Origin of the sequence: Dactylosporangium sp. NPDC051484 (genome assembly GCF_040689395.1) — a bacterium.
Lineage (GTDB): Bacteria > Actinomycetota > Actinomycetes > Mycobacteriales > Micromonosporaceae > Dactylosporangium.
In genome coordinates, this window is record NZ_JBFAZX010000017.1 from 38,877 (window position 1) to 59,485 (window position 20,609).

The 20,609-nt window shown below is 71.9% G+C and carries 19 protein-coding genes and 1 other RNA gene; 9 read left to right on the forward strand and 11 right to left on the reverse strand.

The window, feature by feature from the left end; genetic code table 11:
- Positions 1-132: 132 nt before the first annotated feature.
- The 5 genes from AB0367_RS24900 to AB0367_RS24920 form a co-directional block, all read right to left on the reverse strand.
- Positions 133-564 carry a DUF3052 domain-containing protein gene (locus AB0367_RS24900; protein ID WP_190257925.1) on the reverse strand — a complete coding sequence of 144 codons (432 nt, stop codon included), beginning with the start codon at positions 562-564 and terminating at the stop codon, positions 133-135.
- Positions 565-671: 107 nt separating this feature from the next.
- A complete protein-coding gene (locus tag AB0367_RS24905; RefSeq protein WP_366228813.1) occupies positions 672-3,239 on the reverse strand; it encodes a thiamine pyrophosphate-dependent enzyme in 2,568 nt (855 codons plus the stop codon).
- 85 nt (positions 3,240-3,324) lie between these two features.
- Positions 3,325-3,768, reverse strand: coding sequence for an NUDIX hydrolase (locus tag AB0367_RS24910; protein WP_366228814.1), 444 nt, complete (start codon positions 3,766-3,768; stop codon positions 3,325-3,327).
- A gap of 60 nt (positions 3,769-3,828) precedes the next feature.
- Positions 3,829-4,233 carry a YjbQ family protein gene (locus tag AB0367_RS24915; protein WP_366228815.1) on the reverse strand — a complete coding sequence of 135 codons (405 nt, stop codon included), beginning with the start codon at positions 4,231-4,233 and terminating at the stop codon, positions 3,829-3,831.
- Between the two features lie 18 nt (positions 4,234-4,251).
- Positions 4,252-4,641 (reverse strand): hypothetical protein, encoded by a 390-nt coding sequence (locus AB0367_RS24920; RefSeq protein ID WP_366228816.1) that lies wholly within the window; start codon positions 4,639-4,641, stop codon positions 4,252-4,254.
- A gap of 278 nt (positions 4,642-4,919) precedes the next feature.
- On the opposite strand from AB0367_RS24920, the gene aceE reads away from it, so the two are divergent.
- Positions 4,920-7,664: a pyruvate dehydrogenase (acetyl-transferring), homodimeric type gene (aceE, locus tag AB0367_RS24925; RefSeq protein ID WP_366228817.1), complete on the forward strand. Its 2,745-nt coding sequence runs from the start codon at positions 4,920-4,922 to the stop codon at positions 7,662-7,664.
- A 351-nt stretch (positions 7,665-8,015) separates the two neighbouring features.
- Here the strand turns inward: aceE and AB0367_RS24930 are convergent, their stop codons facing one another.
- Positions 8,016-8,642: a bifunctional DNA primase/polymerase gene (locus AB0367_RS24930; RefSeq protein WP_366228818.1), complete on the reverse strand. Its 627-nt coding sequence runs from the start codon at positions 8,640-8,642 to the stop codon at positions 8,016-8,018.
- Positions 8,643-8,835: 193 nt separating this feature from the next.
- On the opposite strand from AB0367_RS24930, the gene AB0367_RS24935 reads away from it, so the two are divergent.
- The 5 genes from AB0367_RS24935 to AB0367_RS24955 are packed head-to-tail and all read left to right on the forward strand — an operon-like array spanning position 8,836 to position 13,304.
- Entirely contained in the window at positions 8,836-10,068 is a 1,233-nt protein-coding gene (locus AB0367_RS24935; protein WP_366228819.1) for a helix-turn-helix domain-containing protein, read from the forward strand.
- Positions 10,069-10,088: 20 nt separating this feature from the next.
- Positions 10,089-10,664, forward strand: a complete 576-nt coding sequence (locus AB0367_RS24940) for a flavoprotein (RefSeq protein WP_366228820.1) — start codon at positions 10,089-10,091, stop codon at positions 10,662-10,664.
- Between the two features lie 9 nt (positions 10,665-10,673).
- The gene (locus tag AB0367_RS24945; RefSeq protein ID WP_366228821.1) at positions 10,674-11,492 is read left to right on the forward strand and encodes a Nif3-like dinuclear metal center hexameric protein; all 819 of its coding nucleotides are present in this window, start codon (positions 10,674-10,676) and stop codon (positions 11,490-11,492) included.
- Complete coding sequence (locus tag AB0367_RS24950) at positions 11,489-12,229, forward strand: C4-type zinc ribbon domain-containing protein (RefSeq protein ID WP_366228822.1); 741 nt, start codon at positions 11,489-11,491, stop codon at positions 12,227-12,229. The genes AB0367_RS24945 and AB0367_RS24950 overlap by 4 nt, the downstream gene beginning before the upstream one ends.
- A 4-nt stretch (positions 12,230-12,233) precedes the next feature.
- Positions 12,234-13,304, forward strand: coding sequence for a bifunctional RNase H/acid phosphatase (locus AB0367_RS24955; RefSeq protein WP_366228823.1), 1,071 nt, complete (start codon positions 12,234-12,236; stop codon positions 13,302-13,304).
- On the opposite strand, the gene AB0367_RS24960 is transcribed toward AB0367_RS24955, so the two are convergent.
- Positions 13,301-14,080 (reverse strand): sulfite exporter TauE/SafE family protein, encoded by a 780-nt coding sequence (locus tag AB0367_RS24960; RefSeq protein WP_366228824.1) that lies wholly within the window; start codon positions 14,078-14,080, stop codon positions 13,301-13,303. The two genes, AB0367_RS24955 and AB0367_RS24960, sit on opposite strands and share 4 nt — an antisense overlap.
- Before the next feature lie 29 nt (positions 14,081-14,109).
- On the opposite strand from AB0367_RS24960, the gene rnpB reads away from it, so the two are divergent.
- Positions 14,110-14,515: RNase P RNA component class A (rnpB, locus tag AB0367_RS24965), an RNA gene on the forward strand.
- A 239-nt stretch (positions 14,516-14,754) separates the two neighbouring features.
- On the opposite strand, the gene AB0367_RS24970 is transcribed toward rnpB, so the two are convergent.
- The 3 genes from AB0367_RS24970 to aroA all read right to left on the reverse strand — a co-directional run bounded on the left by AB0367_RS24970 (position 14,755) and on the right by aroA (position 17,559).
- Entirely contained in the window at positions 14,755-15,393 is a 639-nt protein-coding gene (locus AB0367_RS24970; RefSeq protein WP_366228825.1) for a hypothetical protein, read from the reverse strand.
- A gap of 401 nt (positions 15,394-15,794) precedes the next feature.
- Positions 15,795-16,223 (reverse strand): hypothetical protein, encoded by a 429-nt coding sequence (locus AB0367_RS24975; protein ID WP_366228826.1) that lies wholly within the window; start codon positions 16,221-16,223, stop codon positions 15,795-15,797.
- A gap of 55 nt (positions 16,224-16,278) precedes the next feature.
- The gene (gene aroA / locus AB0367_RS24980) at positions 16,279-17,559 is read right to left on the reverse strand and encodes a 3-phosphoshikimate 1-carboxyvinyltransferase (protein ID WP_366228827.1); all 1,281 of its coding nucleotides are present in this window, start codon (positions 17,557-17,559) and stop codon (positions 16,279-16,281) included.
- Between the two features lie 642 nt (positions 17,560-18,201).
- On the opposite strand from aroA, the gene AB0367_RS24985 reads away from it, so the two are divergent.
- Positions 18,202-18,399, forward strand: coding sequence for a hypothetical protein (locus AB0367_RS24985; RefSeq protein WP_366228828.1), 198 nt, complete (start codon positions 18,202-18,204; stop codon positions 18,397-18,399).
- Here the strand turns inward: AB0367_RS24985 and AB0367_RS24990 are convergent.
- Complete coding sequence (locus tag AB0367_RS24990) at positions 18,396-20,261, reverse strand: hypothetical protein (protein WP_366228829.1); 1,866 nt, start codon at positions 20,259-20,261, stop codon at positions 18,396-18,398. The two genes, AB0367_RS24985 and AB0367_RS24990, sit on opposite strands and share 4 nt — an antisense overlap.
- Positions 20,262-20,307: 46 nt before the next feature.
- Here AB0367_RS24990 and AB0367_RS24995 point away from each other — a divergent pair, with 46 nt between their 5' ends.
- Complete coding sequence (locus tag AB0367_RS24995) at positions 20,308-20,535, forward strand: hypothetical protein (RefSeq protein WP_366228830.1); 228 nt, start codon at positions 20,308-20,310, stop codon at positions 20,533-20,535.
- Positions 20,536-20,609 lie beyond the last annotated feature (74 nt).

A 20,609-nucleotide genomic window follows, 5' to 3' on the forward strand; every position in this document is an offset into this window, starting at 1 on the left:
CCGACCGCGCAACGGCGGGCCGGCACGCGGGGCGTGGGCCGGCGAAGTCCAGGAAGATACGGGCCGCGCCCCCAGGGCGCGACCGACGGTTTGTGCGGGCCGCGCCTGAGTCAGGGGCGCGGCCGGCAAGACCTAGCGGCGGGAACGGGCGGCGCGGGGCGCGACCAGCCGCGCCGCGGTCCAGTCCTTGCCCGCGTTGACCGTGGAGGTCTGCTGCAACCCCGCGGTGGGGGCCGACTCGTTGATCTCGCTGGGCTCGACGTGCCCGGGACGGCCGGCCTTGGGCGTGAGCAGCCACACCACGCCGTTGTCCGCCAGCGGGCCCAGCGCGTCGATGAGCGTCTCGACTAGGTCGCCGTCTTCGTCACGCCACCAGAGCAGCACCACGTCGACGACCTCGTCGGTCTCCTCGTCAACCAGGTCCCCGCACCGGTCGATCAGGACGTCGCGGAGATCCTGGTCGACGTCGTCGTCGTACCCCATCTCCATAACGACCATGCCCGGTTCGACTCCGAACCGGTCCGCCAGGCTCTTCACCTCGGCCTGACCCGCGGTCGCGTTCACTGTCCACTGCCTCCTGTCGCAACAACCACTGTTAGCGCGTAGTCCACACAGTACGGGCCGTCAACGCAAGTGGCGCACCGATGCGATCGAAAAACTATCGGTCCAAGTTACCGGGCGAGCAGCGATCTCGCGCCCTGGACGATCTGTTCCTCCGAGACCAGGACGTGATTCGCGGCCGGGCCGAGGGGCACGAACGAGTCGACGGCGGCCACCCGGCGGGCGACGCCGACGTATCCGGCGTCCACCAGGGCGGCGAGCACGCCCTCGCCCACGCCCCCGGAGCGGCGGGTCTCGTCGACGATGAGCACCCGGCCGGTGTCGGAGGCGTTCTTGATGATGTCCCCGACCGGCAGGGGCGACAGCCAGCGCAGGTCGACGACCCGGGCGGCGATGCCCTCGGCGGTCAGCCGGGCGGCGGCACGCAGGGAGAGCCGAACGCCGTTGCCGAAGGTGATGATGGTCAGGTCGTCGTTCGGGCCGTTGCTGTACGCCCGGGCTCGGCCGACCGGCACGTGGATGGCCGGCCACTCGCTTGGCGGAGCGTAGTCGGACAGCCACCAGTTGTCGTTCTCGGTGTGCAGGTCGCGGGTGTGGTACAGCGCGATCGGCTCGAGGAAGACGCAGACGCTGCCGTCCACGAGGGCACTGGCCAGGCAGGTGCGCAGCATGGGCGCGGCGTCCTCGGCGCGGGCGGGCGCGGCCACCACGAGGCCCGGGACGTCGCGCAGCACGGCCAGGGCGTTGTCGTTGTGGAAGTGCCCGCCGAAGCCGAGCTGGTAGGCCAGGCCGGCGACGCGCACCACCATCGGGTTGTGGAAGGCGCCCTGCGAGAAGAACTGCATGGTCGCCGCCTCGCCGCGTAACTGGTCCTCGGCGTTGTGCAGGTAGGCGAGGTACTGGATCTCGGGCACCGGCAGCATCCCGGCCAGGCCGGCACCGAGCCCGAGGCCCAGGATGCTGGTCTCGTCGAGGAGGGTGTCGAAGACCCTGGTGCCGCCGAAGCGGTCCCGCAGGCCTTTGGTCACCCCGTAGACCCCGCCCTTCGCCGCGACGTCCTCGCCGAAGACGAGCATCTGGGGGTACGCCAGCATCGCGTCCGTCAGCGCGGCGTTGATCGTCTGGGCGAGGGTGAGCGGGCCGGCCTGCTCCGGCAGCCTGTCGTTGAAGGCGGCGGCGCGGGTGGCGGGATGGCCGCTGCCGGCGCTGCGCGGCGTGCCGGAGACGGGCCGGTGCTCGGGCTCAGGTGCGTCTGCGGCCCGTGCTCCCGGTTCGGTGTCCGGTTCGGGCTCCGGCGGGGTCGGCTCGGGCCATGCGTCCGCCTCGTCCGCATGTTCGGCCTCCTCCGCCACGGTCGAGGCGGCCGCCGCGGGCGGCTCCGGGGAGGCCCACAGCGGCTTTCCGGCCGGCACCGGCGGTCCGGCGGGCGCCGCCGGGGTGAACTCGAGATCGTCGTCCAGCTCGCCGTCGAACTCGTCGACGGCCAGGTCGTCGGCGGCCAGGTGCGCGGCCGCGTCGCCGACCGCCCGGGACACCCGCACCGGCCGGCGCGGGGCGAGCGGTGCGGTGACCTCGGAGGCGCTGCCGAGCTTCGGCTCGCCGAGTACCTCCTCGGCGACCCGGCGCACCTCCCAGCCGATCTCGTCGTAGCGGGTCATGAGCTCCGCCGGGGTGGCCATGCCGGCCTCGACCAGCAGCCGCGCGGTGCGCACGAGCGGGTCGCGGGCCTGGTCGGCGGCGATCTCGGCGGGCGAGCGGTACGCCATCTCCGCGTCGGCGCCGGCATGGCCCATCAGCCGGACGGTGCTCAGGTGCAGCACGGCCGGCCGGCGGTACCGCCGGACCCAGGCCGCCGCCTCCGCGGCCCGGTCGTAGGTGGCGGCGCTGTCGCAGCCGTCCGCGGCGTAGTAGCGCAGGCCCGGCCGGCTCGACAGCGCGGCGGCGACCCAGCCCTCGGGCGAGCGCACGCTGATGCCCAGCCCGTTGTCCTCGCAGACGAGCAGCAGCGGCAGCTTCAGCCCGATGTGGTCGCACCAGCCGGCGGTGTTGAACGCGGCGGTCGCGGCCGCGTGGTTGATCGAGGCGTCGCCGAAGGAGCACACGACGAGGGCGTCGGCGGGCCAGCCGTGGCCGCCGCCGGGCGGGGTGAGCCGCTTGCCGCGGCCGAGGGCGTAGGCGACGCCGACGGCGCGGGGCAGGTGCGAGGCGATGGTCGACGTGGTCGGGATCACGTGCAGGTCGGCGTGGCCGAAGACCTTGTGCCGGCCGCCGGCGATCGGATCCTTCGCCGAGGCGACCACGCCGCGCAGCACGTCGCGGATCGGGTCGCTGCCGGCCACCTGGGCGCCGCGCATGCAGTAGAACCCGCCGGAGCGGTAGTGCAGCAGTGCCGGGTCGGTCGGGCGCAGCGCCGCGGCGAGCGCGGCGTTCCCCTCGTGCCCCGCCGAGCCGATGGTGTAATACCCGGCGTCGAAGCTGCGCAGCCAGCGCGCGGCCAGGTCCAGGTGGCGGCTCGTGGACTGGGCGTCGTAGAGCGCACGGGCCTGTTCCCCGGTGAGCGCGGTGTCCTCGCGGACGGGCTCGTCGAGGTCCCGGCTGACCGTTGCGGCGACGAGCCCCGCGAGCTCGGCGCGGAAGCGCTCGTCGAGATCCTGAGGGGTGGTCACGCTCGACAGCATGGCCGAAAACGGCCACCGGATGCCAGCCGATCCTGGTAGCACCGGCGATTCGGGCCCTGCCGGCCGGGTGCCGGCCGGCTGCGGGCTACCCCTTCGCGCGGGTCGCGAGCCCGCGGTACGCCTCGGAGGCGAGGAACTCGGGCAGCAGCAGGGCGGCGGTGACGCCGAGATCCTGGCCGAGCGCCTCGGCGGGTGTGAGGAACACCATGGCCTGGCCCTCGCCGAGCACCACGTCGGCCTGGGTGGCCTCGGTGGGGCCGTAGAAGACATGCATCTCGACCTCGCCGTCGGCGGTGGTCACCGAGGCCCGGGTGCGCACGGTGTACGGCAGGATGGCCTCCGCCTCGAGCCCGGTCTCCTCGCGGACCTCGCGGCGGGCCGCCTCCTGCGGCGACTCGCCGTCCTCGATCTTGCCGCCCGGCATCGCCCACTGGTTCGGCGAGACCTTCGCGTGCCGGTCGCGATGCTGCATGAGGATCCGTCCCTCGGGGTCGACGAGGAACACGACGGCGACACGGCGCTCGATCACGACTCAATCCTCACGCGGGGCCCGGCCCGGCGCACTCCGACACACGGTTCACACAATCATTCATGCAGGGAGAAAACTCAACCGGACCTGCCGAGTGGCGTTGTCACCGTTGGGGTCGACGAGGCAGACCGACTGCCAGGTGCCCAGGGCGATCCGGCCGCCGATGACCGGCAGGGTGGCGTACGGCGCGATGAACGCCGGCAGCACGTGGTCGCGGCCGTGTCCGGGGGAGCCGTGCCGGTGGGCCCAGCGGTCGTCGGCCGGCAGCACGTCGTCGAGGGCGCGCAGCAGGTCGTCGTCGCTGCCGGCGCCGGTCTCGATGAGTGCGACGCCGGCGGTGGCGTGCGGGACGAAGACGTGCAGCAGGCCGTCGCCCTGCCCGGCGACGAACCGGGCCGCCTCCTCCGTGATGTCGCGAACGACCGGCCGGGAGCCGGTCCGGACCGTGATCACCTCGGTGCGCATCGGCACAGTCTCGCAGCCTCAGTCCGAGTGGTGATGGTGGGAGGAGCCGGAATCGCCCCCGGACGACCCGGAGTCGCTCCACGACGACGAACCGGAGTCGTGGTGGACGGTGTGCCCGTGGCTCTGCCAGTGATCATGGCCGTGATGCTGGCCGTGCGACGAGTGGCCCGATTGATGGGCGTTCGGATCCGCGGCGTTGTACGGTGAATTGTCCGGCCTCCAGTTGGCGTCCAACGGGCTGCCGGGATGCTGGACGCTCTGCCGAAGCGCGTCTTCGCCGGCGGGGGAGCGAAGAACCGGGCGCGTGGCCCGGCGCATCACCAGCAGGATGGACACGATCGTCACCGTCAGCGCGATCGTGACGATGCCGCAGGGCACCAGCAACCACCAGGACGAGTTCTCGGACACGGGCCGCACCGTAGCCGACCGCGGCGCCTGGAATACTCGTAGAGTCGCCGTCGCGTCAATAGCGAAACGCCACATAAGTTACCCGCCGGTATCGTGGTGAGCGTCGCATTTGGCGTCTCATAGACGTGACGGACGGCGCCGAAGCCAGGCAGGATGGGACATGGGCTCAAAACGGCCATGAACCATCGAGCCACACCCCGAGGCCACCCAGACCGGTCGCAGGCCCGACGCGTGCCGCCGAGCACCCCGCCGGTCGCTAGAACCTAGAAGGAACGCCTGTGTCCACCGAACGCAAGCGCCCGGTGATCAGCGACGGCCTACCGAGCCAGCTGCCCGACATCGACCCCGAGGAGACCACCGAGTGGGTCGAGTCACTGGACGGTGTGATCGACGAGCGCGGCACGAAGCGCGCCCGTTACGTGATGCTGCGCCTGCTGGAGCGCGCGCGGGAGCGACAGGTAGGCGTCCCGCCGCTCACGACCACCGACTACATCAACACCATCTCGCCGGAGCGGGAGCCGTGGTTCCCCGGCAATGAGCACATCGAGCGGCGCATCCGGGCGTACATCCGGTGGAACGCCGCCATGCTCGTGCAGCGCGCGCAGCGCCCCGACGTCGGCGTCGGCGGCCATATCTCGACGTTCGCCAGCGCCGCGAGCCTCTACGAGGTCGGCTTCAACCACTTCTTCCGGGGCAAGGACCATCCCGGCGGCGGCGACCAGGTGTTCTTCCAGGGCCACGCCTCCCCGGGCATGTACGCGCGCGCGTTCCTCGAGGGCCGGCTCAGCGAGCGGCAGCTTGACGGGTTCCGCCAGGAGCTGTCGCACGGCGGCCTCGGCAGCGGCCTGCCCAGCTACCCGCACCCGCGGCTCATGCCGGGCTTCTGGGAGTTCCCGACGGTCTCGATGGGCCTCGGCGGCATCAACTCGATCTACCAGGCCAGGTTCAACCGCTACCTGCACAACCGCGGCTTCAAGGACACCAGCAACCAGCACGTATGGGCGTTCCTGGGCGACGGTGAGATGGACGAGCCCGAGTCGCTCGGCGCGATCGGTCTCGCGGCCCGCGAGGAGCTCGACAACCTCACCTTCGTGATCAACTGCAACCTGCAGCGGCTCGACGGGCCGGTCCGCGGCAACGGCAAGGTCATGCAGGAGCTGGAGGCGTTCTTCCGCGGCGCCGGCTGGAACGTGATCAAGGTCGTCTGGGGCCGTGAGTGGGACCCGCTGCTCGCCGCCGACACCGACGGCGCGCTGGTCAACCTCATGAACGTCACGCCCGACGGCGACTACCAGACGTACAAGGCCGAGTCCGGCGCCTACGTGCGCGAGCACTTCTTCGGCCGTGACCCGCGCACCCGCAAGATGGTCGAGCACCTCACCGACGACGAGATCTGGAACCTCAAGCGCGGCGGGCACGACTACCGCAAGCTCTACGCGGCGTACAAGGCGGCCACCGAGCACTCCGGGCAGCCGACGGTCATCCTGGCCAAGACCATCAAGGGCTGGACGCTGGGCTCCCACTTCGAGGGCCGCAACGCCACCCACCAGATGAAGAAGCTGACGCTGCAGGACGTCAAGGACTTCCGGGACCGGTTGTATCTCGACATTCCCGACAGCGCGATCGGCGAGAACCCCTACGCGGTGCCGTACTACCGCCCGGACGAGAAGTCCGAGGAGATGGAGTACATGCGCGAGCGCCGGCGGGCCCTCGGCGGCGCGGTGCCCGAGCGGCGCACCACGCACATCCCGCTGCAGCTGCCGGAGAGCTCCGTCTACGGCGACATCAAGCGCGGCTCCGGCAAGCAGAAGGTCGCCACCACGATGGCCTTCGTGCGTATGCTCAAGGACCTCATGCGCGACAAGGGCATGGGCAAGCGCTGGGTGCCGGTCATCCCCGACGAGGCCCGCACCTTCGGCATGGACTCGCTGTTCCCGACCGCGAAGATCTACTCGCCGCACGGGCAGAACTACACCCCGGTCGACCGGGAGCTGTTCCTGTCCTACCGCGAGTCGACGTCCGGGCAGATCCTGCACGAGGGCATCAACGAGGCCGGGTCTGTCGCCTCGTTCACCGCCGCCGCGACCAGCTACGCGACGCACGGTCAGCCGATCATCCCGGTGTACATCTTCTACTCGATGTTCGGCTTCCAGCGCACCGCCGACGGGATCTGGGCGGCCGCCGACCAGATGTCGCGCGGCTTCCTGCTGGGCGCCACCGCCGGTCGGACCACGCTCAACGGCGAGGGCCTGCAGCACGAGGACGGGCACTCGCTGCTCATCGCGGCGACCAACCCGGCCGTCGTGGCCTACGACCCGGCGTTCGGGTTCGAGATCGCGCACATCACCGAGCACGCCGTCAACCGCATGTACGGCGAGGCCCCCGAGGACCTCATCTACTACCTGACGGTGTACAACGAGCCGATCTTCCAGCCGGCGGAGCCCGAGGGCCTCGACGTCGACGGGCTGCTGCGGGGCCTCTACCGCTACGCCCCGGCGCCGGTCCAGGAGGGCCCGAAGGCGCAGATCCTCGCCTCCGGCACGGGCATGCAGTGGGCGCTCAAGGCGCAGAAGCTGCTCGCCGAGGAGTGGGGCGTCGCCGCCGACGTGTGGTCGGCGACGTCGTGGATCGAGCTGCGGCGCGACGCGATCCGCGCCGAGGAGCACAACCTGCTGCACCCGGCGGACGAGCCCGAGATCCCGTATGTCACCCGCGTCCTGCAGGACACGACGGGCCCGGTCGTCGCGGTCAGCGACTTCATGCGCGCGGTGCCGGACCTGATCGCCCGCTGGGTGCCGAACGACTACACGTCGCTCGGCACGGACGGCTTCGGCCTCTCCGACACCCGGCACGCCCTGCGCCGCCACTTCCACGTCGACGCCGAGTCGATCGTGGTGGCGGCGCTGCGCCAGCTCGCCCGCCGCGGCGAGGTGCCGGCCTCGGCCCCGGCGGACGCGGCCAAGAAGTACGCGATCGACGACGTCAACGCCGCCCCGGTCGGCGAGACCGGCGGCGACTCGTAACCGCCGCCCGCACAGAAGGGGGCCGCGCCGCGGCCCCCTTCTCGTCTTCCGGCCCGATCGACGGGTTCGGGCTCGAAGGAACTCGGGTGCATGGCGGACTCGGCCCGGTGAGGTACGACCGCCCGGATATCGTGCCGTCGACCTGAGCTGGGAAATCGAGCGCGGGCAGAACATGATCGCTAAGTAGTACAATGCTCAACAGTGAGTACGCACCCTTGCGTTCCTTAAGTGCTGCGGTCGGATTGCGAGGGTCGACGTAGGGCTACACGGGCACTACGTTGAGCACCGGCATGAATTCTGCACGTGAATCTTTCCGTGAAGAGAGAGCCGGTTGTGAGGATCTCGACGCGATCACATGGCGGTGCGCCGGGCGGCGTGCCGCCCAGCTGTGGCCACCGGCCCCGCCCCGATGGCGTCGAGCATGATCGCCTGCACCGCGTAGGGCTCGGCGGGCTTCCAGTCGTGCGCCTCCGGAGGTTGCTCCCACCGCACGCGCCCGCCGAACTGGCGGCTCGGCGGCGCCGGGACCCAGGAGTCCTGCCCGTGCAGGATCACGCCGGGGTGTGCGGCGAGTTCGGGGAGCACCCCGTGGCCGGGCAGCACCAGGAACATCCAGCGCTCCCCGGGCGCCACTGCCACCGGGCCGCGGGCGGCCGCGAAGCCGTCGCCGAGCAGTGTGGCACGGCCGAGGGTGCCGGGCACCTCCAGCGCGTCGAAGGCGTGGCCGGTGGGCAGCAGCACCGTGTACGGGTGCTCCCGCCACAGCGCGGCCGCCTCGGCCTCGCCGGCGGTGACCGGCAGCGCCGTCGGGTGGCACGCGACGGTGTGGCAGCCCGGCGTACCGCAGTCGAAGCGGCGCGGCCGGGCGGGGTGGCCCGCGTGCCGGCCGGTCAGGAACGCGCCCGGTCGCACCGGCCAGCCGTGTGCGGCGTAGCGGGCCGCCGCCTTGCGCAGTCGCGATCGTTCCCACCAGAGCATGACCGCCTCCTTTCGGGCGAGATCACTCGAAAGTGCGCACGAAATCACGTCGCGTCACCGGACGCGTTGTGCGTCGTTGACCTTGACGACGGGGGTTGCAACTTGCACATCGAAACGTACGAGCGGGCGACCGGGGGAAACCGCACAAATCGTGCGATGTCTGCCGGCCGGGTGACATCCGGAGGTGAGCGACGTGGATGAGTTGCCCATCGGCCGTCGGGTGGCGTACTGGCGAAACCGGCGCAAGATGTCGCAGCAGGTGTTCGCCGACCGGCTCGGCAAGTCCAAGAGCTGGGTGGACAAGGTCGAGCGTGGCGTGCGCCGGCTGGACAAGTTCTCCGTCGTGTACGAGATCGCCGACGTCCTCCAGCTCGACGTGCAGATCCTGCTGGGCCGGGACCCGGAGCGGCGGCCGGACAGCGTCAGCGGCGTCGACCAGGTCGAGGTCGAGGAGATCCGGGCCGCGCTGGAGCGCTACGACCAGATCAGCGCGTTCTTCTACGCGCCGCCGCAGCCGCCGTCCCTGCCGGAGATGCGCAAGGCCGTCACCCACGCCTGGCTGAGCTACCAGCACGCGAAGTACGCGACGCTGGCCCGCACCCTGCCCCGCCTGCTGCGTGAGGCGCAGGCCGCCGACACCGCCTACAGCGACGGCTCGCACGCCGTGGAGGCCGCTCACCTGCTCGGGCAGGTGTACCAGATCGCCTCGTCGGCGCTGCGCAAGCTCGGCGAGCACGAGCTGTCCTGGCTCGCCGCGGACCGCTCGATCGCGGTGTCCCAGCGCACCGGCGACCAGCTGCTGGCCGGCACCGCCACCACGCGCGTCGCGCTGGCGCTGCTGTCGCTCGGGCGTGCCCGGCCCGCGCTGGAGATCAACGTCAACATCGCCAACCGGCTCGCCCCCGGCACCAACGGCAACGACCACACGCCCGGGCGCCTGTCCGTCTACGGGCAGCTGCTGCTGCAGGGCGCGATGGCCGCGGCCCGCACCGGTGACAGCGCGACCGTGCGCGACCTGCTCGCCGGCGCTGAGGAGGCGGCCCGCGGCCTGGGGGGCGACGCCAACTACTACTGGACGTGCTTCGGCCCGACGAACGTCCAGCTGCACCGCGCCGCCGCCGCCGTGGAACTCGGCGAGGGGCGGGCGGCTGTGGAGGTACACGAGAATCTGGATCTTGAAGGTTTTCAGGCCCTGCTGCCGGAGCGCCGGGCGCACCACTACCTGGACCAGGCCCGGGCGCGGGCGCTGATCGGCGACATCGAGGTGGCCAGCGAGATGCTGCTCGAAGGCGACCGGCTGGCGCCCGCGGAGATCCGGTGCCGGCCCCTGGCTCGCGAGGTGCTCAGCGACGTTCTGCGCCGCACCCGCGGTGCCCCGTCCGCGCCGGTCGTCGAACTCGCCGAACACATGAGCGTGGGGGTCTGAACACAGGGCACAATGCCGGTATGTCCGGACCCGTCCTTTACGCCGTCGTGTGTGGTTCCCCGGCCACCCAGGGCGTCGGCACTCTGGTCTCGCTCGCGCAGCAGCGGGGCTGGGACGTCTGCGTGGTCGCCACGCCGGACGCCCTCAAATGGCTCGACATCCCCGCCGTCGTCAAGCAGACGGGCCACCCGGTGCGGCACCGCTACAAGTACCCCGGCGAACCCGACGTCCTGCCCCCGGCCGAGGCCATCATCGTCGCGCCGGCCACCGTCAACACCGTCAACAAGTGGTCGGCCGGCATCGCCGACACCCTGGCCCTCGGCCTCATCGTGGAGGGGCTCGGCATGGGCCTGCCGATCGTGGCCTTGCCGTACACCAACCGCGCGATGGCCGCCCATCCCGCCTTCGGCGAGTCGATCGCGCGGCTGCGCTCCTGGGGCGTCACCGTCCTCTACGGCGAGGACGTCATCGAGCTGCACCCGCCCGGCATCGGTGGGGCCCGCGAGGACTTCCCGTGGCACCTGCCGCTCGACGCGCTCGATCGGCACCCGTCCGTGCGGGCCCAGCTGATCGCGGGCGGGGACGCGGTGGACTAACGTTACGCCGTGCGCGTAGCCGAACTCGTGGAACTGCTGGAGCGGCGGTATCCGCCGGCGTGGGCCGAGGACTGGGACCGCGTCGGCTTCGTCCTCGGCGACCCCGACGCGACCGTCACCCGGGTGCTGCTCGCCGTCGACTGCGACCCGGCGGTCGTGGCCGAGGCGGAGGCGGCCGGGGCCGAGTTCGTGTTCACCCACCACCCGCTGTTGCTGCGCGGGGTGTCCAGCGTGGCGCCCACGACGTACAAGGGCCGGATCGTGCACCGCATGATCCGCTCCGGGATCGCGCTGTACACCGCCCACACCAACGGCGACGTCGCCAACCCGGGCGTGTCCGACGCCCTGGCCGCCACCCTCGGCCTGCGCGACGTGCGGCCGCTGCGCCCCGATCCCCGCGCGCCCGAGCGGGGACACGGACGCGTCGGGCGACTTCCCGAGCCGATGACCCTGGCCGCCTTCGCCGCCCACGCGGCGGCGAGCCTGCCGAAGACGGCCGCGGGCGTGCGCGCCGCGGGCGACCCGGCCGCGACGGTCGAGACGGTCGCGGTCTCCGGCGGCTCCGGCGACGCGTTCCTGGCCGACGCGGCGCGGGCCGGCGTTGACGCATACTTGACCGCGGATCTGCGCCACCACCCGGCGCAGGAGCACCTCGCCAATGGCGGGCCGGCCCTCGTCGACGTCGCCCACTGGGCGTCAGAGCGACCCTGGCTGGACGACGTGGCGGCGTTCCTGCGGGCGGAGGCCGGCGTGCAGACCGTGGTGTCCGATGTGGACACCTCACCCTGGGTACTGTTGAAAGGCTCCTTGGAGGGCAACGACTCGTGAAGGCTGACCCGCAAGCCCAGCGCCGCCTGCTCGACCTGCAGGCGATCGACATCGCGCTGACCCAGCTCGCGCACAAGCGCAAGGCCCTGCCCGAGCACGCCGAGCTCGACAAGCTGGCCCGTGAGCTGTCCACGATGGAGGATCGGCGGGTCCGTGCCCAGGTGGCCGTCGACGACCTCGACCGCGACATCGACCGGCTCGAGCGAGACGCCGAGCAGGTCCGCGCCCGCAAGCAGAAGGACCAGGTGCGCCTTGACGCCGGCACCGGCCCGGCGCGCGAGCTCGAGGCGCTGCAGCACGAGATCGGCACGCTCAACCGGCGCCAGTCCGAGCTCGAGGACGCCGAGCTGGAGCTCATGGAGCAGCGCGAGACCGCGCAGGCGGCCCTGGACGAGATCCTCACCGCGCTGCAGACCCGCCGGGCCACCCGCGAGGAGGCCGAGCGGCGCCGCGACGAGGCCCTCGTCGCGATCGCCAAGGACGAGGAGTTCCGCCGGTCCGGCCGCCGCCCGCTCGCCGCGGACCTGCCCGTGGACCTCGTCACCCTCTACGACAAGATCCGCGAGAGCAGCGGCGGCATCGGCGCGGCCATGCTGCGCCAGGGCCGCTGCGAGGGCTGCCGCCTCGAGCTCTCCGGCGGTGACCGGGCCCGGGTGAAGGCCGCCGCCGCGGACGACGTCGTGCGCTGCGAGGAGTGCCGCCGCATCCTGGTGCGCACCGCCGAGTCGGGGCTGTAGCCGCATGCGGGTGACCGTCGAGGCGGATGGCGGGTCGCGCGGAAACCCCGGCCCGGCCGGCTACGGCGCCGTCGTGCGCGACGAGTCCGGCGAGGTGCTCGCCGAGCGCCTCGGCGCGCTGGGTGTGACGACCAACAACGTCGCCGAGTATTCCGGGCTCATCGCCGGCCTGCGCGCCGCACGCGAGCTCGGCGCCGACGAGGCCGAGGTGCGCATGGACTCCAAGCTCGTCGTCGAGCAGATGTCCGGGCGCTGGCAGATCAAGCACCCCGGCCTGCGCCCGCTCGCCGAGGAGGCCCGGGAGCTGGCCAAGGGCTTTTCCCGGATTCGGTACAGCTGGATCCCCCGCGAACGCAACCGGCACGCCGACCGCCTCGCCAACGCCGCGATGGACGGCAAGACCGCCTCGGACGTGCAGCCTCCCGCCGCGCAGGAGCCGCCGCGGTCGTGGTCGCCGCCCTCGACCGGCTCGCCGCTGCGGATGGTGGTCCTGCGGCACGGGGAGACCCCGTATACGGCCCAGAAGCGCTACTCCGGCCGCGGCGACATCCCCCTCTCCGAGACCGGCCACGAGCAGGCCGCCCGCGCCGCCGCCCGCGCTCGGCAGCTCGCCCCGTCCATCGCCGCGGTGGTCAGCTCGCCGCTCAAGCGCTGCCTCGAGACCGCGGCCGCCTTCGGCGACGTGCCGATCCACGTCGAGGACGACCTCGTCGAGTGCGATTTCGGCGAATGGGAGGGGCTCACCTACGCCGAGGTCCGCGAGCGCTACGGCCCCGAGCAGACCCGCTGGCTCGCCTCCACCGCCGTCGCGCCGCCCGGCGGCGAGTCGTTCCAGCAGGTCGCCATGCGGGTGCGGCGGGCCGTGGGGCGGCTGCAGGAGCGATACGAGGGCCGCGAGATCGCCGTCGTCAGCCACGTCACCCCGATCAAGCTGCTGCTGCGCGACGCACTCGCCGCGAGCGACTCGCTCCTCTTCCGGCTGTATCTCGACCCTGCCGGCCTGTCGCTCGTGGACTCCTGGCCCGACGGCGGCGTCGCGGTGCGCCTGGTGAACGAGACCGCTCACCTGACCTAGAAGAAGGCGCGGTACAGCAGCACCAGCCCCACCACCGAGCCGAACACGACGACCATCGTCTTGAGCACCGCGCTCGGCAGCCGGCGGGCCAGCCGGGCGCCGATGTACCCGCCGACGACCGCGGCCGGCGCGACGATCGCCACGTCGAACCAGTCGACCGGCCCGAACAGCCCGAACGCGAGCACGCCGACCAGCCCGCCGAGCGCCGAGACGGCGTTCTTCAGCGCGCTGACCCGGGCCATGGACTGGTCCAGCACGAGCCCGATCGCGGCGACGAGCATCACGCCGAGGGCGGCGCCGAAGTACCCGCCGTACAGCGAGCCGATGAACACCATCCCGTGCAGCCCGAGCCGCTGCCGGCGGGGCGAAAGCTCGCGGGGATGCCCGACGAGCCGCCGCAGCCGGTCCTGGAACGCGAGCACCGCCGTGGCCCCCAGCACCAGGAACGGCACGACGACGTCGAACGCCTTGGCCGGCGTCAGCAGCAGCAGCGCGCACCCGAGCGCGGCCGCCACGACCGACGTCGGCCCGAGGCTCAGCAGCAGCCGCCGCGACCCGTCCCGGGCCAGGTCCGCCAGGTCGGTGCGGCTGCCGTAGACGGAGGCGACGTACCCAGGGAAGACGGCCGTGGTGTTGGTCACGTTCGCCGCCACGGGCGGCAGCCCCGTAGCGATCAGCGCGGGAAACGTGATGAGCGAGCCACCCCCCGCGATCGCGTTGACGGTCCCGGCCGCCAGCCCGGCCACGGACAGCAAGGCGATGTTTGAGGGGTTCATGGTTTGACTACCATAGTCAGCGCGACGGACGAGTCGACCGGGCGGCCGCGTCGGCACCACACTGGTGCCGCCGAGGAACGTCCGGGCTCCACAGGGCAGGGTGGTTGTTAACGGCAACCCGGGGCGACCCGCGGGACAGTGCCACAGAAAGCAGACCGCCCAGGGGGCCGGGAAACCGGTCAGCTGGGTAAGGGTGAAACGGTGGGGTAAGAGCCCACCAGCGCCCCGGGCGACCGGGGCGGCTAGGTAAACCCCGCCCGGAGCAAGGTCAAAAGGGCCGGCGCCCACGGGCCCGGCCTGCGCAGGCGTTTGAGGGCTGCCCGCCCGAGCCTGCGGGTGGACCGCTGGAGCCTGCCGGCAACGGCAGGCCGAGATGGATGGCCGCCCCCCACCGCAAGGCGGGGACAGAACCCGGCGTACAGGTCGACTCGTCCGTCGCCCCCTGATCAGGTCTGTTGAACCTCTACTGACCGCAGGACGCAAGCGCGGGCGGTTCGGCGCCGGTCGCCCAAGATAGCCTGCGATCTCCTATCCTTAGGCAATAAAAAAGGGCCGAATCCGCGATGCGGATCTAGCCTTGTTAAAAATTGCGACCGTCAACTCTTTGATTGACGCCGCAAGGCGGCCAGGCGGGGACCATGTCACCGCGCCTGGCCGCGTTCACCGTCTGTCGGTTACGGCACCAGGTCGCGCAGCGGGCCGTGGTCGTTCGGGAAGTTCCTGGTGCTCAACGCCTGCACGCCAGCGGTGTGGTCGCCGTTGAACGGCGTCACCGCGTTCGGGTCGGTCTGGCAGCCGGCCGCGACCGCATCCTTCGGCGAGTTGAACCACAGCCCGAGGTGGTACTGGTGGATCGGGTTCGTCTTCGGGTTCGACGAGGCGTCCGGGATCGGCGAGTTGTGTACCACCGGGGCCGGGGCGGTGCCGGGCGCCACGCTGAACGTCTCGACGCTGAACCGGCCGACGAACGTGCCGACGGCTTTGCCCGAGTGGTTCGTGTCCAGATCGCCCTGGTACCAGGACATGCCGAACGGCGCGTTCGGCACCTGGATGACGAACAGGTCGAACTCCGTGTTCTTCGGCAAGCCGCTCGCTACGATCGTCATCACCTCGACCGGCCCCCTCGACTGTACGGTGACCTTGGCCTTGGCGTTGGGCAGGCAGCCCGTATTCACCGAGTTCGCGGACCGGACCATTTGGAACTCGATCCTGGTGTGTTTGGCGCCGGTGGCGATGGCTGTCGCCCCACCGCCCGCGATGATCATTCCTGCGGCGCCGAGGACGACTGCGGCGCGTTTGAAGTGCGTCTTCATGTTCTGGCCTCCCTGTGTCGATCTCTTTTTGTCAGGTCTCTTCGAGACATGCGGATCTCTTTTGAGACATGCGGACGAAACTGGGCAGGCGGGATCAACCCACCTTCGTGGCGGGGGATTTGGTTACGAGAGCAGCACTCAATCGCGAGCGGATTGGCCGGTGGCGCCTTGCGGCCTTGCTCACGGACAAGGTACTCCACGGGAAATGCCCGGGGGTTGGTGTCGCGTCGGGTAGATGAGGGGGTATTGCTGTTGCCGTCCGCCTCACATGCCAGACATCACCTGCGGCTCACGAAGGGTGAGCGGCGCGATGCTTGCGCCGGCCCCGCTGCGAATCATCGGGCTCGGCCGGCGTTTCTCGGGGGTCAGCCGAAGGCGCGGTGCATGGCGCCGAGGAACTGTCACGGCTCGTAGGCGACGAAGCCGGAGAACACCGCGGCGGCCAGGGCCACGACGAGGGTCAGGCCGGCGAGGAGCAGGTTGGTGGTCTGCGGCTTCCGCGGCGCGGCGAGCTCGTGGGCTTCGACGGCCGCGCCGACGACCGGGCCGAGGCCGGCTGCGTCCGGCGGGCATCGGAGGTGGGCACCGGGCGAGCCAGGGCAAAGGCACTTCCGGGCCGTCGAGCATTGTGCGCTGTGTGACCCGCCGGCGGTCTCCCGTCTGAACAGTGTCGCCGAGGCGTCACGCGGAACGGACGGAGGCGGAAGTACAGGTATTCGCGTGCGGGGTCCGCGGGTCGAACCCACACCGATGCGGACGTCCTTCGAGGCGGGAATGTTGAGCGCCGTCGGCGACCTGGCTCGGTCGCGGGCGGCAGCGTCTCGCGTCATGCCGCCCGCCGTCGCCGCGGGCGTGGACCCGGGCGTCCGCATCGGGTTACCGGGGCTACTGCGACAGGCGGGCCAGGTCCTCGAAGTACTCCGGGTAGGTCTTCGCCACGCACCGCGGGTCGCGGATCTCGATGCCCGGCACCCGCAGGCCCAGCAGCGCCAGGCTCATCGCCATGCGGTGGTCCTCGTAGGTGTCGAACGTGGTCGGGGTGGGCGCGGCCGGGTTGATGGTGAACCCGTCGGCCTCCTCGACCGCGTCGACGCCGGCGCGGGACAGCTCCGTCACGATCGCGCCGATGCGGTCGGTCTCCTTGCGGCGGATGAAGCCGATGCCGGTGATCCGGGTCGGGGAGTCGGCGAACACGGCCACCGCGGCGAGGGTCTGCGCGGTGTCGGAGATGTCGGCCATGTCGACCTCGATGCCGTGCAACTCGCCGGTGCCGGTGACCGTGATGCTGTCGGCGGCCCACTCGACCCGCGCCCCCATCCGCTCCAGCAGCTCGGCGAAGCGCACGTCGCCCTGCAGGCTGCGGGTGCCCAACCCTTCGACGGTCACCCGCCCGCCGGTGATCGCGGCCGCGGCCAGCAGGTAGGAAGCGGCACTCGCGTCGGGCTCGATGTCGTAGTCGGTCGCCCGGTATGCGCCCGGATGCACCGTCAGACCCTCCACGGTCACGCCGAACGCGGTCATGACGGCGGTGGTCGCCTCGACGTAGGGCACGGAGACCAGCGGCGAGGTGAGCTCGACCGTCAGCCCATCGGCCATGAGCGGACCGGCCATGAGCAGACCGGAGAGGTACTGGCTGGAGATGTGCCCCGGTAGCGCCACCTTGCCCCCGGCCAGCGGCCCGGTGACGGCGACCGGCAGGTATCCGGGCTGGCCCAGGTCCTCCAAGGTCGCGCCCAGCTCGCGCAGCGCGACGACGAGCGCGGCGAACGGTCGGCCGCGCAGCTGCGGGGAGCCGTCGACCACGCCGCGCGCGGGGCGCAGCGCCGCCGCAGGCAGCACGAACCGCGACGTGGTGCCCGACTGGCGCGCGTCGATGTGTACCTCGTCGGTGGCGGCGCGCACATCGACGCCGTCGACGACCACCGTCCGCGCGGCCTCGTCGACGGTGAGGGTCACGCCCAGCGCTCGGACGGCGTCGAGCATCGCGTAGGTGTCGTCGGCGAAGAGCATTCCCGTCAGCGTGCTGCGCCCGGGCGCGAGCGCGGCGCAGATGAGGGCGCGGTTGGTGATGCTCTTCGATCCGGGCGGGCGCAGCGACACGTCAGGCGGCGAGGTCAGCGGCGTGATGGCGAGGACGTCCGGCAGGTCATCAGCATGGAGGCTCACTCTTCAATTGTCCCGCAGGCCCCGCCGGTGCGGGAACGAGGGCCGCCGTTTTGACAGCTTCGTCCGGCACCCCAGGTCGACCGGCTCCAGCGGTACCGGCTGGTCGGCCATCGGGTCGCGCACCGGGCGCCGCGCGTGGTCCGCCGGGGCTGGGATTCGCGACGGTTCGGCGATTGTCGTGCTTCTGGGCTCCACTCGTCGCGGCGGCGGTACGCATTCTGCTCACGGTCCGCCGCCGATGGGTCTTCACGGCCCCCGAGGCCGGTTCGGCGGGGGCTCGTACGGCCCGCCGCAGCGCCCTGGTGTCCACCGTGGACGATTCTCGTTCGTCTCCGAACGATGGCCGGAGGGTCGACCGGACGACTCGAATATGCTTCCTCCGTTCGGCTCATCCTCGGGTGATGGTGACCACATGGCGACGTGGCAACTCCCCGTTCCGCATGGGATTTGCAGGCTGGCACATGATCGGGAAAGCATTGCCGCGCAACGGATCCGGATCGATCCGAGGCGTATCGCCGTCACCGAATCCGGTGCGGTGCGTGGCTGGGACCGGTCTCGGCCGGTTGCGTCTACTGTGGAATCTGAACCAGGTATTTGCCAGTTTCGGTGGCGCGTGTTGTATTTGCGGTGCACAGTGATGTCATGAGCAGCAGCGGTGCTGAGCGGTACTACTGGTGCCTATCTCACCAACGGGTCGAGTCCGAGGCTGACATGTGTGCGGGAAAGGATCGCCTCGGCCCCTATGATTCGGCAGCAGAAGCCGAGCAGGCCCTCGCCAAAGTCCGCGAACGCAACGAGGCGTGGGACGCCGAGGACGAACGGTGGGAAGGCAAGCGCTAGCACGACGCCGGAGCACGGGCGACCGCGAACCGCCCGGGCCCGACGGCACGGAATCCGTCCACCCGCACAACCCAACCGCGAACATCCCGCAGGACGCGGGATAACTCCTCCAGGAGGACCACGATGGCCGCAGCAAACAAGGCCACCAAGAGATCGGCCGCAGCGCGCGCGGCCGCGACCAACGCGGCGGTCCAGGCCTCCGCGACGACCGACCCGGCCCCCGCCAAGGCCCGTGGGACGGTCGCGGCAAGTTCCCCCCGCCGCACCGCAACGGCGGCAGTGACCCCGGCGTCTTCGGCGTCGACGTCGTCGCGGAAGCCGGCGGCGGCCAAGGCTGCGACCCCGGCGGCGAAGAAGACGGCGGCGGCCAAGTCGGCCACCCCCGCGAAGAAGACGGCGGCGGCCAAGTCGGCCACCCCCGCGAAGAAGACGGCGGCGGCGGCCAAGACGGCGACGCCGGCGGCGAGGAAGACGACGACGGTGGCGGCCGCGAAGACCGTTACTCCGGCGGCGAAGACGACGGTGGCGGCCAAGGCGGCCACCCCGGCGGCGAAGTCCACGACCGCGGCGAAGAGGACCGCGGCCAAGACGGCGACGCCGGCGGCCAAGACGACCGTCGCGGCGGCGAAGAAGGCGGCGGCGGCGACCACTACCGCGGTCAAGGCGGCAGCTAAGACGACCACCGCGGCGGCGAAGAAGGCGGCGGCGAAGACCACCACCGCGGTCAAGGCGGCAGCCAAGACGACCACCGCGGCGGCCAAGAAGACCACGGCCGCGAAGACCACCACGGCCGTGACGACCACCGCGGCGGCGAGGAAGGCCGCGACCGCGAAGGCCACCCCGGCGAAGCAGACCGCCACGGCGAAGGCGGCCCCGGCGAAGGCGGCGACCAGGGCGACGGCGGCCAAGGCGGCGACGAAGGCGACCGCGGCGAAGACGACGGCGGCCAGGGTCACCAAGGCGGCGGCCACCAAGGCGGCGGCGACCGCAGCCAAGGCGACCGCGGCGAAGACGACCACGGCCAAGGCCACCAAGTCGGCGGCGGCGAAGGCTGCCCCGGCGACGGCGACCAAGGCGACCGCGGCGAAGGCGACGGCGACTAGGGCCACCAAGGCGGCGGCGAAGGCGGCTCCGGCGAAGGCCGCCACCAAGGCCACGGCCGCCAAGACCGCCGCGAAGTCGGCGGCGAAGGCGACGGCGACCAAGGCCACCGCGGCGAAGTCGGCGGCGAAGGCGGCCCCGGCGAAGGCGACGGCGACCAAGGCCACCGCGGCGAAGTCGGCGGCAAAGGCAGCCCCGGCGAAGGCGACGACCCGGACGGCCGCCGCCAAGGCCGCCCCGGCCAAGACGGCGGCGAAGGCGACCACGGCCAGGGCGACCAAGTCGGCGGCGGCCAAGGCGGCCCCGGCGAAGGCGACCACGGCCAGGGCGACCGCGGCCAAGGCGACCAAGTCGGCGGCGGCGAAGGCGGCCCCGGCGAAGGCCACTCCGGTCAAGACCGCGGCGACGAAGACGACGGGCATCAAGGCCACGGCGACCAAGGCCACGACCAGGACGACCGCCGCCAAGTCCACCGCGGCGAAGGAGGCCCCGGCGAAGGCCGCCACCAAGGCCACGGCGGCCAAGGCGACCACGGCCAAGGCGACCGCGACCGCGGCCAAGGCGACCGCGGCCAAGGCGACCAAGTCGGCGGCGGCGAAGGCGGCCCCGGCGAAGGCCACTCCGGCCAAGACCGCGGCGACGAAGACGACGGGTGCCAAGGCCACGGCGACCAAGGCCACGGCGACCAAGGCCACGGCGAAGAAGACGGCGCCGGCGAAGACGACCACCGCACGGAAGGCGCCGGCCCGCAAGGCCGCCACGCCGCCCGCCGCGGCGGCCGAGGCCCCGCAGACGCTCGCCCCCGCGTTGGTCGAGCCGGTCGAGTCCGTCGAGCCGGTCGAGCCGGCGACGCCCCCGGCGGTCATCGCCGAGGGTGGCCTGGACGCCGGCGCCCCGGCGGCGGTGGAGGACACCGAGTCGGAGCCCGCGTCGGGCGCCGCGACCGAGGCCATCCCGGGCCGCGAGAACGGCAACAACCCGGAGGAGGCCGCGAGCATGACGCCGGAGGACTGGGCGAGCATCGCCCGCCCGTAACGGAGATATTCGCAATGACGGCCGGTCCGCCCTGCTGGGCGGGCCGGCCGTCCGCCTTCTCCGCGGGGTGGGTG

What these genes read in the sequence shown, in the direction of transcription:
- AB0367_RS24915 (WP_366228815.1), bottom strand. Translation starts at nt 4,233, where the DNA reads ATGCGCACCGAGGTGATCACGGTCCGGACCGGCTCCCGGCCGGTCGTT.
- AB0367_RS24985 (WP_366228828.1), top strand. Translation starts at nt 18,202, where the DNA reads ATGAGCAGCAGCGGTGCTGAGCGGTACTACTGGTGCCTATCTCACCAA.
- AB0367_RS24960 (WP_366228824.1), bottom strand. Translation starts at nt 14,080, where the DNA reads ATGAACCCCTCAAACATCGCCTTGCTGTCCGTGGCCGGGCTGGCGGCC.
- AB0367_RS24955 (WP_366228823.1), top strand. Translation starts at nt 12,234, where the DNA reads ATGCGGGTGACCGTCGAGGCGGATGGCGGGTCGCGCGGAAACCCCGGC.
- AB0367_RS24940 (WP_366228820.1), top strand. Translation starts at nt 10,089, where the DNA reads ATGTCCGGACCCGTCCTTTACGCCGTCGTGTGTGGTTCCCCGGCCACC.
- AB0367_RS24905 (WP_366228813.1), bottom strand. Translation starts at nt 3,239, where the DNA reads ATGCTGTCGAGCGTGACCACCCCTCAGGATCTCGACGAGCGCTTCCGC.
- AB0367_RS24930 (WP_366228818.1), bottom strand. Translation starts at nt 8,642, where the DNA reads ATGCTCTGGTGGGAACGATCGCGACTGCGCAAGGCGGCGGCCCGCTAC.
- AB0367_RS24970 (WP_366228825.1), bottom strand. Translation starts at nt 15,393, where the DNA reads ATGAAGACGCACTTCAAACGCGCCGCAGTCGTCCTCGGCGCCGCAGGA.
- AB0367_RS24975 (WP_366228826.1), bottom strand. Translation starts at nt 16,223, where the DNA reads ATGACGCGAGACGCTGCCGCCCGCGACCGAGCCAGGTCGCCGACGGCG.